The organism is Gordonia sp. CPCC 205515 (genome assembly GCF_048537925.1).
Classification (GTDB): Bacteria; Actinomycetota; Actinomycetes; order Mycobacteriales; family Mycobacteriaceae; genus Gordonia.
Map to the genome: position 1 here is coordinate 242,738 of NZ_JBCLVJ010000007.1, position 13,473 is coordinate 256,210.

Here is a 13,473-nt window from a genome sequence, read left to right on the forward strand (position 1 = left end):
TTGACCGCGTCAGTCCAACTCCCCCACCACCGAGCTGACCACGGCCCGCATGTCGCGGGTATCGGCGTAGACCGCGCGTTGCCGCTGATAGCTCGCGCCGTTGGCGATGATGTCGCGGACTCCATTTAGCTCGGCGACGCAATCCAGATCGCGCGCAACGGGTTCTAGTCGGTCGAGGATGTCGGACAGGTCATCGGTGACGAGCCGTTCGGAACAGTCGGAGTCCAGGATCACGATCGCGTCGAGGCCGTATCGGGCTGCACGCCACTTGTTTTCCTGCACCAGCCACGGCGCCATCTCGGGCAGCGTTTCGCCGGCCTCCCACCGCCGATCCAGATCGACGACGAGGCAATGGATCAGCGCGACGATGGCGGACAGTTCGGTGAGGTTGGTCAGGCCGTCGCACACGCGCACCTCAATGGTGCCCAGATGCGGCGACGGCCGGATGTCCCATCGGATCTCGTTGAGGTGATCAATGATGCCGGTCGTCTTCTGATCGGTGACGAACGCCTCGAACTCGCCCCAGGTGGCGAACTGGAACGGCAGGCCGGCGGTCGGCAACTGCTGGAACATCATGGCGCGATTGCTCGCGTAACCGGTGTCCTGGCCACCCCACATCGGCGACGACGCGGACAGCGCCAGCAGATGCGGGTAGTAGTTGAGCAGCGAACTGAGGATCGGTAACACCTTGTCGCGGTGGCTGATCCCGACGTGTACGTGCACGCCCCAGATCAGCATCTGCCGACCCCACCACTGGGTGCGTTCGATCAGCTCGGCGTACCGATGCCCCTCGGTGAGCAACTGAGTGGACCACTCGCCGAACGGGTGGGTACCCGCCCCGTACAGGTCGACGCCGACCTCGTCGGTGAGACCGCGAACCACGTCGAGCGTCGCCGACAGGTCGGCGATCGCCTCTCCGGTGGTGTGACAGATCCCCGTGACCAGTTCGACGGTATTACGCAGCAACTCTTTGTGGACCTGCCCCGCGCGCTCGGGATGCCGCTCGGACACAAGGGCGAACAACGCGGCCGCCGAGTTCGAGAGATCGCCGGACTCCTTGTCCGTCAACGCGAATTCCCATTCGACACCGAGCGTCGGCTCGGGTGAGCCGACGAACTCGATGGGGTCCGGGGTCACCGGGAGTACCCGGGTTGGGTCACTCGTGCGCCTCGATGACCCCGCACGCCACTCGCGAGCCGGCGTCGCCGGTCATCAGGGTCTGCTGATCCGGGGCCGGTGCGTAGCGGGTGGGGATGTTGGCGAAGTTGTCGGCGCCCGAATGGATGATGATCGACTTGCCGGTGATCTGCTCGAGGGTCACCGCGTCGGTCGTGGTGACGGTCTCGCCGGTGCCGTCTTTGAGGATGTTGATCGAGACGAGGTCACCGCTGGACGGATGGCCACTGTGGCCGGGCACCTGCAGGTGACCGCCGGCGCTGCTGAATGCCTCGCTCCCACCGGTCTGGCAGACGCCATTCTGGTGCAGGTGCATGCCGTGGAAGCCCGCTTCGAGTCCGCTGTCGGCGTTGACCCGCACGGTGACCCGCACCGACGACCCGCTGGGCGTGAAGGTCGCCTCGCCGATCGCCTTTCCGGAGGTGTCGACGAGCGAGGCGGTGCCGTCGCCCTTGCCCGAGCTCTGGATGTCGTCGCCGGGGGTGACCTCGCCGGGAGGTGCCTGGTTGCCGGTGACCACCGACGGCGTCGTACCGGGGGTGGTGCTGATCGGCTCGTCGGGGGTGCATGCGGCCAGCGCGCCGCCGACGATGCCGGCGCCGGCGAGCACGACGAGCATGCGGCGGGCGGTCGAGGGCTTCTGTGAACTGGCGGTCATGTCACTCCTTGTTCTTGAACGGGCCGTGCGGGGTAAGGCTGGGTGCAGTGGGAGTCATCGCGTGACCACGATGACCGGGATGCCGTCGGAACATTCGGTGAACGACGACGGACGCTCATCGACGCTGGCATCGCCACCGAGTGCCTCGGCGACCTGCTCGGCCTCGGCTTTCTGTCCCTCGTCGTAGAACACCGTGTTCTCGGTGATCGAGCTGGTCGAGAGGTTTCCGGGCGTCTCCATCTGATAGCCCTTGGCCTTGAGGTCGTCGGAGATGTCGCCGGCGAGGCCGGTGACCGACCCGGCGTTGAACACACAGAGTTTGACGCTTGCGACCGCGCTGCTCGCCGACGCCGAGGTCGTCGGCGCGGCACTGACCGAGGTGGCCGTCGCCTGCCGCTGCGCGTTCTCGAGGTCCTGCTCCGGGTCGTTACCGCTGGTTGCCGCGGAGTGCCAGCCAAGTCCGAGAAAGACAATGGCCACCGCCAACAGGAGCATCGCCCCGGCGCGGAGGGGAAGTCGACTCGGTTCGCGATCTGGATTCATCACCGAAAACCTTAGCTCACATCCACTGGTACGCCCGGCACGGTGGCCGGCGAGAGCAGACCTGTGCGGATCAGGTGATCTCGAAGCCGAGACGACGGGCCGCGCGCGCCTTCTGCCGCGAGGCGCGGAGGCGACGAAGGCGCTTCACCAGCATCGGGTCCGCGGCCAGCGCCTCGGGACGATCCACCAGTGCGTTGAGGACCTGGTAGTAGCGGGTGGCCGACAGCCCGAACAGTTCCTTGATCGCTTCTTCCTTGGCCCCCGCGTACTTCCACCACTGACGTTCGAACGCGAGGATGTCGTGCTCGCGTCGGGACAACCCGTCGGCCCCCACCTCGTGGGGATCGGCGGCGTTGGTGGTCTGGTCGGCGGATGTGGGTTCTTCGCCCGGTTTCGGGCTTCGCGCAGCTGCGCCGTCCATCTCGCTCCCTCAAGATCGCCTCGTGCACGTCACACGCCGCGTCGTTCGTCGTCGCCAACGAATCACAGCGATGTGGTTCGGACATATCTAATCACGATCCCGGCGCCGGTTCGTGGTGTGACTCGCGGGCGGCGGTCACCGCCTCGGTAATCTGTGGCGCATGGCAATTCTCCCGATCTGCATTGTCGGCGAACCGGTCCTGCATCACGCGACCGAGCTGGTGGATCTTGACGCGCAACGCCGTCCCGCTCCCGAGATGGTGACCCTGCTCGACGACATGTACGAGACGATGGACGCCGCACACGGGGTGGGCCTGGCGGCCAATCAGGTCGGCGTCGGCAAGCGCATGTTCGTCTACGACTGCCCGGACGGGGATCGCGCCGCCCCTCGCCGCCGCGGCGAGGTGATCAACCCGGTGCTGGAGACCTCCGAGATCCCGGAGACCATGCCGGATCCCGACGACAATGACGAAGGTTGCCTGTCGGTGCCGGGCGAGCAGTTCCCCACCGGCCGCGCCGACTGGGCGCGGGTGACCGGTGTGGACCGCAACGGTGACGAGGTCGTGGTGGAGGGCACCGGATTCTTTGCGCGCATGCTGCAGCACGAGACCGGACATCTCGACGGCTTCCTCTATGTCGATGTGCTGATGGGCCGCAACGCGCGGGCCGCGAAGAAGGCCATCAAGCGCAACGGGTGGGGAACGCCGGGGCTGACCTGGACGCCGGGTGAGGTCGAGGATCCGTTCGGTCACGACGACGAAGACTGACCTTCCACCAGCCGATGACGGAACCCTTTGCAGGCGATCGGGTGGTCGTGCGGTATCGGCTGGGTGCGGCGACGCCCAGCGACTGGCGACCGGCCGCCAACCCGGCCACGCACGGGCCGTCGCTGTCGGATGTGACCGGGATTCTCGTCGACGACGGCGACCCGCTGGTCATCGAGCGCGATGGTGTCGCCGAGTCGATTCCTCGCGCCGAAATCACCTCGATCCGGGTGCTGTCGCGGGTCACCGTGCGCAACAAGGAGATCCGGAATCTCGAGGTCGCGGCCGCGGACGCGTGGCCGGGCACCGAGACGGCCCGGTTCGACGGATGGCTGCTGCGCGCCGGCGGCGGCTTCACCCGGCGCGCCAATTCCGCACTGCCGGTGGAGTTCGGGGCCGCGGCCGGCGGGTCGACGATGCGAGCGATTCGCGACTGGTACGCCGCGCGTGACCTGCCTGCAGTGATCGCCGCTCCGGAACGACTGCTCCCCGGCGGGCAGATCGACGGGCGCCTGCTCGGTGGTGAGGTACAGGTGCTCGCCGCCGACCTCGACGCGCTCGACGTGGCCTCCCGCTCGGGTGACGTGCACATCGACGACACACCGACCGCATCGTGGCTGCGCGCCTACCGCGGTCCGGACGTGGACGTCGAAACCGCCGGCGCGGTGGTCGGGTCGTCGCGGGGGCCGCTGGTGATCGCGTCGGTCGTCGACGATGGCCGGCCGGTGGCGACGGGTCGGGCGTCGGTGACCGCGGCCCCCGACGGCACCCGGTGGCTCGGTATCACCGCGGTGTGGGCCGACCCCGATCGTCGCCGGCAGGGACACGCGTCGGCCGTGCTGTCGTCGCTGGGCCGGTGGGGCGTCGAGGAGGGTGCGCAGCGCGGCTACGTGCAGGTCGAGACCGAGAACCGGGTCGCCGGAAGCTGGTATCGCCGCGTGGGATTCGGACTCCATCACAGCTACCGCTACGTGGAGATCTGAGATGTCGAGGTCTGCTTCCCGATCCACCGTTGTCTGGGTCCTGGCGCTCTTGGTGCTGACGCTCTCCGCGTGCAGCAGCTATCGACCGTACGTCCCTGACGCAAGCACGGAGGTCGCGCCCGCCCGGGTCACCGCGACCCTGGCGCACATCGACGCCGGCGACTGGCCGGCGGCCGCGCACGCACCGGGCACCAAGGGCGGCACGACCTTTCGTAACAACGAGGGACATCTCCCGCGCACCGACGCACACGGCGCCCCGATCACCTACCGGGAATGGGACGTCAACCCGAAACAGCCCGGACAGAGCCGGGACGCCGAGCGCATCGTCACCGGCAGCGACGGGTCCGCATGGTACACCGATGACCACTATCAGAGCTTTGTGATGATCCGAGGTCCCAGCTCATGAGCGCACCGCAACACCCGGTTTCCCTGCGGCAGTTCCTGTCCGACGGTCCCTCCGTTCCGTGCGCGGGAGTGGCTGCGCCGCAACGGTCCTTCCGGATACCAACTGATCTCCGGCATCGCACGATCGATGCCGGCACGATGCCGACGGTCACGACGCTGCTCGACGGTTTCGCGCGCGCCTGGGATTTCCCTTCGCATTTCGGGCGCAACAAAGATGCCTTCGACGACTGCATGCGCGATCTCGATTCGGATGTCCATGGCGCCGCGGCAGCCGGCTATCTCACCGTCATCTCGCACGCCGAGCTGTTGTTGGCCGACGAGCCCGACGAATTGGGCTGGTTCGCCGGTTCTCTCGCGTTCTATGCCGAGCACTACCGGGAGGTCGCCGATCCGCGTGCGACGTTCGCGGTACTCCTGCTGACCACCGAAACGTTGCTTCCCGACGTCATCGACCGTTGGCTGGCAACGGGTTTTCCCATCGTCGAGATCGAGGTGTGAGATGCGTATCGCCACCTGGAATGTGAACTCGATCCGCGCGCGCTCCGAACTCGTCGTCGCGTGGATGGAACGCAACGACATCGATGTGCTCGCCATGCAGGAAACCAAGTGCCGCGACGACGAATTCCCGCTGATGAGCTTCCTTGCCGCCGGCTACGACGTCGCGCTGTGCGGTGGCGGCGGCTACAACGGCGTGGCCATCGCGTCGCGAATCGGCCTCGACGACATCGAGATCGGCTTCGAGGGTCAACCCACCTACGGCTCCGGCGACACCGCACCGGCCGTCGAGGCCCGCGCCATTTCCGCCCGCTGCCGCGACATCCGCGTGTGGAGTCTGTACGTGCCCAACGGTCGCGCACTCGACGACCCGCACTACCGGTACAAACTCGACTGGCTCGGCGCGCTGCGCGACATCGGCGCGCTATGGCTCGCCCACGATCCGGCCGCGCAGATCGTCCTCGCCGGCGACTGGAACGTCATCCCGACCGACGACGACGTCTGGGACCCCGCCCATTTCGCCGGCCGCACCCACGTCTCCGAGCCCGAACGGGCCGCGCTGCAGGCGATCCGCGACGCCGGCTTCCACGATTCCGCCCTGCCCTACACCGACGCCTACACGTTCTGGGATTACCAACAACTCCGCTTCCCCCGCAACGAGGGCGTGCGGATCGACTACCTCCTCTCTTCGCCCGCGTTCGAGGACCGCGTGCGGGGCGCGTTTGTGGATCGCGAGGCGCGAAAGGGTAAGGGCGCCAGCGATCACGCGCCGGTGGTGGTGGAATACTGAACCAGCGGTGGCAGCTCAATACAACAACGACCCCAACGTCGCAGCGAGTGTTCGGCACCGCGGCGCCAACTCGATCAGCGCCTCGATCCGCGACACCACCCCGGTCACCATGACCGCCCCGCGCACGTCCCCGAGGACGTCGTAGACCGGCACCGCGATGCTCGCCTGCTCGGCGACGAGTTCTCCTTCGTCGCTGGCGAAGTCGGTGCGTCGGACGTCGTCGATCTGTGCGGCGAGGGTCATCAGGTCGACGATGGTGAACGCGGTGAGTGCCGCCAGTGGAGGTTGCAGCATGTCCCGCCACTGCGACCGCGACGCGAGTAGGATCTTGCCGGCCGACGACGCGTGCGGGCAGCGCATAAGTTCCCGTTCGCCGTAGAACGGATGGTCCGGGTCGGCGTCGAGGAGCCGCACCGAGGTCGGCCGGAAGTAGACGATGTGCACGCCGAATCGGACACCGCCGCGGAAGTCCTCGATATGTTCGGCCGCTTGGGCATTGACCGTCGGGGTGGTCGCCGCATCGACCATCGAGCGCAACCGTGCACCGAGCGCGAATCCCCGAAGATCCGCGGTGCGGATCAGGTACTCTTCGGCGACAAGCGAATTCAGTAGCCGATAGGTCGTCGCCGGCGGTATCCGGAGTCGGTGTGCGATCTCTTGGCCGGTGGTACCGACACCGAGATCGGCCACCGCCTCGATGATCTGCATCGACCGCGCAACGGCATCCGGCTTGTTCCCCCGCCCTACTGCCACGCCGTCACCTCGGCATCGGGATCCACGCGTGCGGTCACCGCAGTGTCGCCGTCAGCACATCGTCGCGGCTCGGTTCGTCGTAGATCCCCACGCGCGCCACCCGGTCGGGCATCACCCGGCCGATCACCACAGCCATCACGATCGCGATCGCCACGGTGATCGCATAGATGACGAACAGTGTTGTGCTGTGGCCGAGGTCGGTCACCCCGGCGCCGATCAGCAGCGCAACCAGCAGTGCCGCCGACACCCCGCCGAGCACCACCAGCCGCCGACTCGACTCACCGATGCGATGCAGCAACGCCGGCGCCGCGAGGCACGCGAGCAGGTAACTGCCCACATACCCGAGCGCCGAGAGGGTCAGGAAATCCCGGATGCCGGCCTCCGGATCCCCGCCGCACCACAGGAATACCAGCGGTACGACGGTCACCACAGACATCGCCGCGACGGCCGCGATCGCCGGGGTGTGGAACACCGGATGCGCACGACCCAGCGCCGTCGGTGCGACGCGCTCGCGGCCCAGGCAGAACAGCACGCGGACAAGCGCATTCACCGAGGCCAGGGCGCAGGCGAAGAACGAGGTCGCGATACCGATGTCGAGGACCACCGACGCGGCCCGGGAGCCTTCGGCGAGGAACAGCGCCGCCAGCGGCGTGCTGCTCGACGCCACGTCGGGATCGGCCTGATAGATGGCCGTCGATTGCGCGACCACGGCCAGCAAGTAGATGAGTCCGGCCGCAACCGGCGTCCACCGCAAGGTGCGCGGCACCACCAGAAAGGGCCGACGGGCTTCGGCGGAGAGCGTTGTGGCGCTCTCGAATCCGACGAACGCGCTCACCGCCACCACGATGCCGATGCCGGAGATCCCGCGGTCGGCGCGCGGTCGGAACACGTCGGCCCACGGGACGTCGCGGTGCATGACGGCCACCGCGACCATCAGCCCGACCATCAGGATCACCGCGACCACCTCGACCACCAGGGTCGCCGCCGCCGACACCTTGACCCCGCGGACCATCAACACGCAGGCGATGGTCGCGGCCACGATGACGATCGCGCTCACCGACACCAGCGGCACCGTCGTCGACACCCCGACACTGACCGCGATGTGACTCAGGTACAGGCCGACGGCCAGCAGTGACGCCATGCCGACCGATCCGTAGCCGACGACCGCCGACCAGGCGGTCACCAGCGCGGCGCGCGGGCCGAGGCCGTGCGCGACGTACGAGTAGAGCCCGCCGACGACCGCGAGACGTTGCGCCATCGGGCGGATGCAGGCGGCGACCAGCATCACCACGACCATCGCCGCGGCGAACGACACCACCCCGCTGAAGCCGCCGAGCGCGCCGATCACGAACATGGGAGTCACGGCCGAGGTGCCGGCCGGCGCGATGGCCGCGACCGACTGCGCGAAGACGGGAATGAACGGCAGTTGCCGCCGACTCAGACCCGCCACCGACGATTCGTCGACGAACAGGGGCGATTGCGGTGTCATGGCGTGTCTACAGTGGCCGATGAACGCGCAATCTGCCACCGTCTTATGTTTCATCCGTGTTAACGCGGGTGATAACTGTCGGCGCCGAACTTCTCAGGTGAAGCAACGTGACGGCGATCACAGTGTCATCTGGTGTGCCTAGCGTCACTGAGCATGACAACCACCAACTCCGGCGCCGGCACCGATCCGTCGACGTCGTCCTCCGATTACCTGGACAAACGTCGCCTCAAGACCGGCACGGCCGGCTGGTTGCTGCTCGCCGGGCTCGGCGTCAGCTACGTCGTCAGCGGTGATTACTCGGGCTGGAACTTCGGACTCGCCCAGGGCGGGTTCGGCGGACTGGCGATCGCCGCGGTCGTCATCGCCGCGATGTACATCGCGATGGTGCTCGGCATGGCGGAGATGTCGTCGGCCCTGCCCGCGGCCGGCGGCGGGTACACCTTCGCCCGCCGCGCTCTCGGCCCGTGGGGCGGCATGGCCACCGGTACCGCCGTGCTCATCGAGTACGCGATCGCCCCGGCGGCGATCGCCACCTTCATCGGCGCCTACGTCGAATCCCTCGGACTGTTCGGCATCCGCGACGGCTGGTGGGTCTACCTCTTCGTCTACGCCCTGTTCATCGGCATCCACCTGGCCGGCGTCGGCGAAGCGCTCAAGGTGATGTTCGGGATCACCGCGATCGCCCTGGTAGGCCTGGTGGTCTTCGGCATCGCCGCGGCCGGCGACTTCTCGCTGGCCAACCTGACCAACATCGCCCCCACCGACGCCGCGGGCGCGAGCGCTTTCCTGCCGCACGGCTATCTCGGTATCTGGGCGGCGATCCCGTTCGCGATCTGGTTCTTCCTCGCGGTCGAGGGTGTGCCGCTGGCCGCCGAGGAGGCCAAGGACCCGGCCCGCAATGTGCCGCGCGGCATCATCGCGGCGATCGCGGTGCTGGTGCTCTCCTGCACTCTCGTACTGTTCCTGACCACCGGCGCCGGCGGCGCCGACGCGATGCAGGACTCGGGCAACCCGCTCGTCGAGGCGCTCGGTTCGGGTGTCGCCGCGACCGTCGTCAACTACATCGGTCTGGCCGGTCTGATCGCCAGTTTCTTCTCCATCATCTACGCCTACTCCCGTCAGCTGTTCGCGTTGTCGCGCGCCGGCTACCTGCCGAAGTCGTTGTCGATCACCAACTCCCGCAAGTCGCCGACGCTGGCGCTGATCGTCCCGGGCGTGATCGGATTCCTGCTCTCGCTCACCGGTCAGGGCGCGATGCTGCTCAATATGGCGGTGTTCGGGGCGGCGTCGTCGTACGTGCTGATGATGGTCAGCCACATCATCCTGCGGAAGCGGGAGCCCGAGATGCCGCGTCCGTACCGGACCCCCGGCGGCATCGTCACCACCGGATTCGCCCTGGTCATCGCGGTTCTCGCGGTCATCGCGACGTTCCTGGTGGACATCAAGGCGGCGATCGGTTGCGTCATCGTGTTCGCCCTGTTCATGGGATACTTCGGCCTGTACAGCCGCAAGCGGTTGGTCTTCGCCACTGCCGACGAGGAGTTCGCCGCGATCGCCGACGCCGAAAGTGGATTGTCATGACGTACACGCAGTCGTTGCGCGGACACACCTATCAGTACGAGAACCTCGTCGACGTGCTGGCCAAAGCCACCCCGGCCCGCTCGGGTGACCAGCTGGCCGGCTGTGCGGCCGAGTCCGACGCCGAACGCGCCGCGGCGGCCTGGGTGCTCGCCGACCTGCCGCTGACCCGGTTCCTCGACGAGATGGTGGTGCCGTATGAGTCCGACGAGATCACTCGGCTGATCATCGACACCCATGACCGTGCGGCGTTCGCCGCGGTCGCGGATCTGACGGTCGGCGGACTGCGCGATTGGCTCCTCGAGCGGGCCGCGGAACCGCTGGGCGGACAACGCATCGCGGCCGTCTCCCCCGGCCTGACCCCGGAGATGGTGGCCGCGGTCAGCAAGCTGATGCGCAACCAGGATCTGATCGCGGTCGCCAAGGCGATCGAGGTGACCGCCGCCTTCCGCACCACCATTGGTCTGCCCGGCCGGCTCTCCACCCGATTGCAGCCGAATCACCCGACCGACGACCCCCGCGGCATCGCGGCGGGCCTGCTCGACGGACTGCTGCTCGGCTCCGGCGACGCCGTCGTCGGCATCAACCCGGCGACCGACTCCCCGCAGGCGACCGCCACGCTGTTGGAGTTGCTCGACGAGGTGCGCGTACGTTTCGACATTCCGATGCAGTCGTGCGTGCTTTCCCACGTGACCACGACGGTCGAGCTGATCGAGCGAAATGTGCCGGTGGACTTGGTGTTCCAGTCGATCGCCGGTACCGAGGGCGCGAACCGCGGCTTCGGCGTCGACGTCGCGCTGCTGCGGGAGGCCAACGAGGCCGGCCGGTCGCTGCAGCGCGGAACCGTCGGCAACAACGTGATGTACCTGGAAACCGGTCAGGGATCGGCACTTTCGGCGGGCGCGCACCTCGGGACGGGTGGCCGGCCGGTCGATCAGCAGACCTTGGAGACCCGCGCCTACGGACTGGCCCGCGTGCTGGAACCCCTATTGGTCAACACCGTCGTCGGCTTCATCGGCCCCGAGTACCTCTACGACGGCAAGCAGATCATCCGCGCCGGGCTCGAAGATCACTTCTGCGGCAAGCTCCTTGGCCTGCCGATGGGCGTCGACGTCTGCTACACCAACCACGCCGAGGCCGACCAGAACGACATGGACACCCTACTGTCCCTCCTGGGAATGGCCGGGGTTGCATTCGTGATCACCGTGCCCGGCGCCGACGACATCATGCTCGGCTACCAGAGCCTGTCCTTCCACGACGTCCTCTATCTGCGCGACGTACTCGGACTCCGCGCCGCACCCGAGTTCGAGGCGTGGATGCAGCGGGTCGGCATGGCCGACCCGGCCGGCCGGGTGCTCCCGATGGACCCGATGTCCTCACCGTTGCGGAGCCTCGCATCATGACCAACGAACCGGTGGTCGGCGTCGACGACCCGTGGAGCCCGCTGCGTCGGACGACCCAAGCCCGAATCGGACTGCAGCGCAGTGGGAATTCGCTGTCCACGAGGGATGTACTGGAGTTCCAGAGCGCGCATGCCGCCGCCCGGGACGCGGTCCATGCACCGTTGGCGGTCGACGACCTGACGCCCGCGTTGAACACCCTGGGACTCGGCGAGGCCAGCGTCGTCGCCAGCCGCGCGACCTCCCGTGGGGACTACCTCCGACGCCCCGACCTCGGCCGACTCCCCGACGATCTGTCCGCGCTGCCGCGCTCCGACGCCGACGTCGGAATCGTTGTTGCCGATGGTCTTTCGGCTACCGCGGTGGACGACCATGCGGTCGGACTGGTGACCGCGCTGGTCGAGACGCTGGCCTCCGAGTTCACCATCGCCGCACCGGTGATCGCCACCAACGCCCGGGTGGCGCTGGGCGACCACATCGGCGAGGCACTCGGCGTCGAGATCCTGGTGATGATCATCGGCGAACGCCCCGGGCTCTCGGTCGCCGACAGTCTCGGCATCTACCTCACCTACCGACCCCGTCCGGGCCGTCGGGATTCCGAACGCAACTGCATCTCGAACATCCACCCACCGGATGGGCTCGGCTATGCCGACGCCGCCCGCATCGTCCGCGGATTGATCAGTGGTGCACGGAAACTCGGCGCATCCGGGGTGGCCTTGAAGGACACGTCGGCGGCGGATGCCGATACGGCCGGCCAGACCCCCGTCGTCGACCAGGGTTCCGCATAGAACGAATGGTCAGGACGCCTCGACGCCCGCCCGCCAGTACGCCTGCGACTTGATGGCGTTCTTCGGCAGTCGGTAGTCGTTCTTGAACGACGCGGTGATCGCGCGGGTGCTCGCGCCGTCGAGTGCGACCCACCCGAAGTGATCGGCGGCGTCGAAGGCGGCCGCCTGGACTGCCTCGACCATGGCCGCCCCGTCGCGTTCACGGTGGACCCAGTTGATGGTGTCGGAGTCGCGCAGTCGGATCGGCAGGGACTTGTCGGATTCGTGCGCGTACTCGAACCACACGGTGGCCGGCACGTCGGCGTCGACCGAAGCCGACAGCGCGTCGAGGATCGAGTTGACCGCGGGCAGCGCCGCCGGGTCGCCGGCGATGATCCAGCCCTTGGGGGCAGGCTCCGGGATGGCGAACTTGGACCCGAGGAAGGAGGCACCGATGGTGTCGCCGGGTTCGGCGTTCAGCGCCCATCGGGTGGCGGCACCCTCGTGGATGGCGAACTCGATGTCGAAGGAGTCGGTGGTCGGGTCCGGGTCGACGAGGGTGTAGCCGCGCTGGTGCAGCTTGCCGTGCTTGTTCTCAAACCACAGCCGCACCCACATGGTCGGGTGCACGGGACGGTCGCCGAGCAGTCCCCCGCCGGTGAAGCCGAGGCGGATGTACTCGTCGGTGACCTTCTCGCTCCGGGTCACCGTGAACTGGTACTCGTCGGCGCCCCAGAGCTTCATGATCACGCCCTGGATTCCGCGCCCCTTGGGCTTGGTCGTCGACTCAGCCATGGCTCGGCCTTCCCCTCGAACAGCAATTTGTCTCAGGGTAGCCTACGCTTAGTCAGCGCTGGCGCCGGCAGTGCGCCAGATCACGCAACCGGCGCGAGCGCCACGAGCCCGGGGTGTGCGTCGACGTAGCTCTTGGTGAAGGTACACACCGGACGCAGCGTGGCGTTTTGATCCTTCACGTACTGGATCGCGCCGCGGGTCAGACGAGTGCCGAGTCCGTGACCACTGTATTCGTCGTAGAGCACGGTGTGTAGGACCGTGATCGTCTTCTGCCCGTCGATGACGTCGGTCTGATAGCCGAGGACGCCGACGAGGTCGCCGGCCACCCAGAGCTCGAACCGTTCACGGTCCGGGTTGTGCACCACCTGGGATATCTGCTGCAGGATGGATTGCGCAGACTGCGGTGGTCGATGTCGATGTTTCCGTTGCATGGCGTCCCCTCCAGCAGGCTCGTCTC

At 67.6% G+C, this 13,473-nt stretch carries 16 protein-coding genes; 8 read left to right on the forward strand and 8 right to left on the reverse strand.

Annotation, left to right across the window (positions count from 1 at the left end):
* Positions 1 to 9: 9 nt before the first annotated feature.
* From AAFP30_RS10245 to AAFP30_RS10260, 4 genes are all read right to left on the reverse strand, one after another.
* Positions 10 to 1,137, reverse strand: a complete 1,128-nt coding sequence (locus AAFP30_RS10245; protein ID WP_419229793.1) for a glutamate--cysteine ligase — start codon at positions 1,135 to 1,137, stop codon at positions 10 to 12.
* A gap of 19 nt (positions 1,138 to 1,156) precedes the next feature.
* Complete coding sequence (sodC, locus tag AAFP30_RS10250) at positions 1,157 to 1,834, reverse strand: superoxide dismutase[Cu-Zn] (protein WP_419229794.1); 678 nt, start codon at positions 1,832 to 1,834, stop codon at positions 1,157 to 1,159.
* A gap of 54 nt (positions 1,835 to 1,888) precedes the next feature.
* Complete coding sequence (locus tag AAFP30_RS10255) at positions 1,889 to 2,377, reverse strand: LytR C-terminal domain-containing protein (RefSeq protein ID WP_419229795.1); 489 nt, start codon at positions 2,375 to 2,377, stop codon at positions 1,889 to 1,891.
* Between the two features lie 70 nt (positions 2,378 to 2,447).
* Positions 2,448 to 2,798 carry a DUF3263 domain-containing protein gene (locus tag AAFP30_RS10260; RefSeq protein WP_419229796.1) on the reverse strand — a complete coding sequence of 117 codons (351 nt, stop codon included), beginning with the start codon at positions 2,796 to 2,798 and terminating at the stop codon, positions 2,448 to 2,450.
* 160 nt (positions 2,799 to 2,958) lie between these two features.
* Between AAFP30_RS10260 and AAFP30_RS10265 the strand changes: the two genes are divergently transcribed.
* The 5 genes from AAFP30_RS10265 to AAFP30_RS10285 are packed head-to-tail and all read left to right on the forward strand — an operon-like array spanning position 2,959 to position 6,234.
* Positions 2,959 to 3,564, forward strand: coding sequence for a peptide deformylase (locus AAFP30_RS10265; RefSeq protein ID WP_419229797.1), 606 nt, complete (start codon positions 2,959 to 2,961; stop codon positions 3,562 to 3,564).
* A 14-nt stretch (positions 3,565 to 3,578) separates the two neighbouring features.
* Positions 3,579 to 4,544 carry an N-acetylglutamate synthase, CG3035 family gene (locus AAFP30_RS10270; RefSeq protein ID WP_419229798.1) on the forward strand — a complete coding sequence of 322 codons (966 nt, stop codon included), beginning with the start codon at positions 3,579 to 3,581 and terminating at the stop codon, positions 4,542 to 4,544.
* Positions 4,492 to 4,950: a ribonuclease domain-containing protein gene (locus AAFP30_RS10275; RefSeq protein ID WP_419230153.1), complete on the forward strand. Its 459-nt coding sequence runs from the start codon at positions 4,492 to 4,494 to the stop codon at positions 4,948 to 4,950. The genes AAFP30_RS10270 and AAFP30_RS10275 overlap by 53 nt, the downstream gene beginning before the upstream one ends.
* Positions 4,947 to 5,447 carry a barstar family protein gene (locus tag AAFP30_RS10280; protein ID WP_419229799.1) on the forward strand — a complete coding sequence of 167 codons (501 nt, stop codon included), beginning with the start codon at positions 4,947 to 4,949 and terminating at the stop codon, positions 5,445 to 5,447. Before AAFP30_RS10275 ends, AAFP30_RS10280 begins: the two co-directional genes overlap by 4 nt.
* A 1-nt stretch (position 5,448) precedes the next feature.
* Positions 5,449 to 6,234, forward strand: a complete 786-nt coding sequence (locus AAFP30_RS10285) for an exodeoxyribonuclease III (RefSeq protein WP_419229800.1) — start codon at positions 5,449 to 5,451, stop codon at positions 6,232 to 6,234.
* A 15-nt stretch (positions 6,235 to 6,249) separates the two neighbouring features.
* Here the strand turns inward: AAFP30_RS10285 and AAFP30_RS10290 are convergent, their stop codons facing one another.
* Both AAFP30_RS10290 and AAFP30_RS10295 read right to left on the reverse strand, forming a co-directional pair.
* Complete coding sequence (locus tag AAFP30_RS10290) at positions 6,250 to 6,987, reverse strand: IclR family transcriptional regulator (protein WP_419229801.1); 738 nt, start codon at positions 6,985 to 6,987, stop codon at positions 6,250 to 6,252.
* Between the two features lie 34 nt (positions 6,988 to 7,021).
* Positions 7,022 to 8,476, reverse strand: a complete 1,455-nt coding sequence (locus AAFP30_RS10295) for an APC family permease (protein ID WP_419229802.1) — start codon at positions 8,474 to 8,476, stop codon at positions 7,022 to 7,024.
* A 153-nt stretch (positions 8,477 to 8,629) separates the two neighbouring features.
* Here AAFP30_RS10295 and eat point away from each other — a divergent pair, with 153 nt between their 5' ends.
* From eat to eutC, 3 genes are read left to right on the forward strand one after another with little or no spacing between them, the layout of a single operon-like run.
* On the forward strand, positions 8,630 to 10,057 hold the full coding sequence (eat, locus tag AAFP30_RS10300) for an ethanolamine permease (protein ID WP_419229803.1): 1,428 nt from the start codon (positions 8,630 to 8,632) through the stop codon (positions 10,055 to 10,057).
* Positions 10,054 to 11,457 (forward strand): ethanolamine ammonia-lyase subunit EutB, encoded by a 1,404-nt coding sequence (locus AAFP30_RS10305; RefSeq protein WP_419229804.1) that lies wholly within the window; start codon positions 10,054 to 10,056, stop codon positions 11,455 to 11,457. Before eat ends, AAFP30_RS10305 begins: the two co-directional genes overlap by 4 nt.
* Positions 11,454 to 12,242: an ethanolamine ammonia-lyase subunit EutC gene (gene eutC, locus AAFP30_RS10310; protein WP_419229805.1), complete on the forward strand. Its 789-nt coding sequence runs from the start codon at positions 11,454 to 11,456 to the stop codon at positions 12,240 to 12,242. Before AAFP30_RS10305 ends, eutC begins: the two co-directional genes overlap by 4 nt.
* Before the next feature lie 9 nt (positions 12,243 to 12,251).
* Here eutC and AAFP30_RS10315 read toward each other — a convergent pair whose 3' ends face one another.
* Positions 12,252 to 13,016 (reverse strand): siderophore-interacting protein, encoded by a 765-nt coding sequence (locus tag AAFP30_RS10315; protein ID WP_419229806.1) that lies wholly within the window; start codon positions 13,014 to 13,016, stop codon positions 12,252 to 12,254.
* An 80-nt stretch (positions 13,017 to 13,096) separates the two neighbouring features.
* Positions 13,097 to 13,447, reverse strand: coding sequence for a GNAT family N-acetyltransferase (locus tag AAFP30_RS10320; protein WP_419229807.1), 351 nt, complete (start codon positions 13,445 to 13,447; stop codon positions 13,097 to 13,099).
* Positions 13,448 to 13,473 lie beyond the last annotated feature (26 nt).

Coding starts and splice junctions, on each gene's coding strand:
- AAFP30_RS10260 (WP_419229796.1), bottom strand. CDS start 2,798: ATGGACGGCGCAGCTGCGCGAAGCCCGAAACCGGGCGAAGAACCCACA.
- eat (WP_419229803.1), top strand. CDS start 8,630: ATGACAACCACCAACTCCGGCGCCGGCACCGATCCGTCGACGTCGTCC.
- AAFP30_RS10255 (WP_419229795.1), bottom strand. CDS start 2,377: ATGAATCCAGATCGCGAACCGAGTCGACTTCCCCTCCGCGCCGGGGCG.
- AAFP30_RS10280 (WP_419229799.1), top strand. CDS start 4,947: ATGAGCGCACCGCAACACCCGGTTTCCCTGCGGCAGTTCCTGTCCGAC.
- eutC (WP_419229805.1), top strand. CDS start 11,454: ATGACCAACGAACCGGTGGTCGGCGTCGACGACCCGTGGAGCCCGCTG.
- AAFP30_RS10315 (WP_419229806.1), bottom strand. CDS start 13,016: ATGGCTGAGTCGACGACCAAGCCCAAGGGGCGCGGAATCCAGGGCGTG.
- AAFP30_RS10295 (WP_419229802.1), bottom strand. CDS start 8,476: ATGACACCGCAATCGCCCCTGTTCGTCGACGAATCGTCGGTGGCGGGT.
- AAFP30_RS10320 (WP_419229807.1), bottom strand. CDS start 13,447: ATGCAACGGAAACATCGACATCGACCACCGCAGTCTGCGCAATCCATC.
- sodC (WP_419229794.1), bottom strand. CDS start 1,834: ATGACCGCCAGTTCACAGAAGCCCTCGACCGCCCGCCGCATGCTCGTC.
- AAFP30_RS10305 (WP_419229804.1), top strand. CDS start 10,054: ATGACGTACACGCAGTCGTTGCGCGGACACACCTATCAGTACGAGAAC.
- AAFP30_RS10270 (WP_419229798.1), top strand. CDS start 3,579: ATGACGGAACCCTTTGCAGGCGATCGGGTGGTCGTGCGGTATCGGCTG.
- AAFP30_RS10265 (WP_419229797.1), top strand. CDS start 2,959: ATGGCAATTCTCCCGATCTGCATTGTCGGCGAACCGGTCCTGCATCAC.
- AAFP30_RS10285 (WP_419229800.1), top strand. CDS start 5,449: ATGCGTATCGCCACCTGGAATGTGAACTCGATCCGCGCGCGCTCCGAA.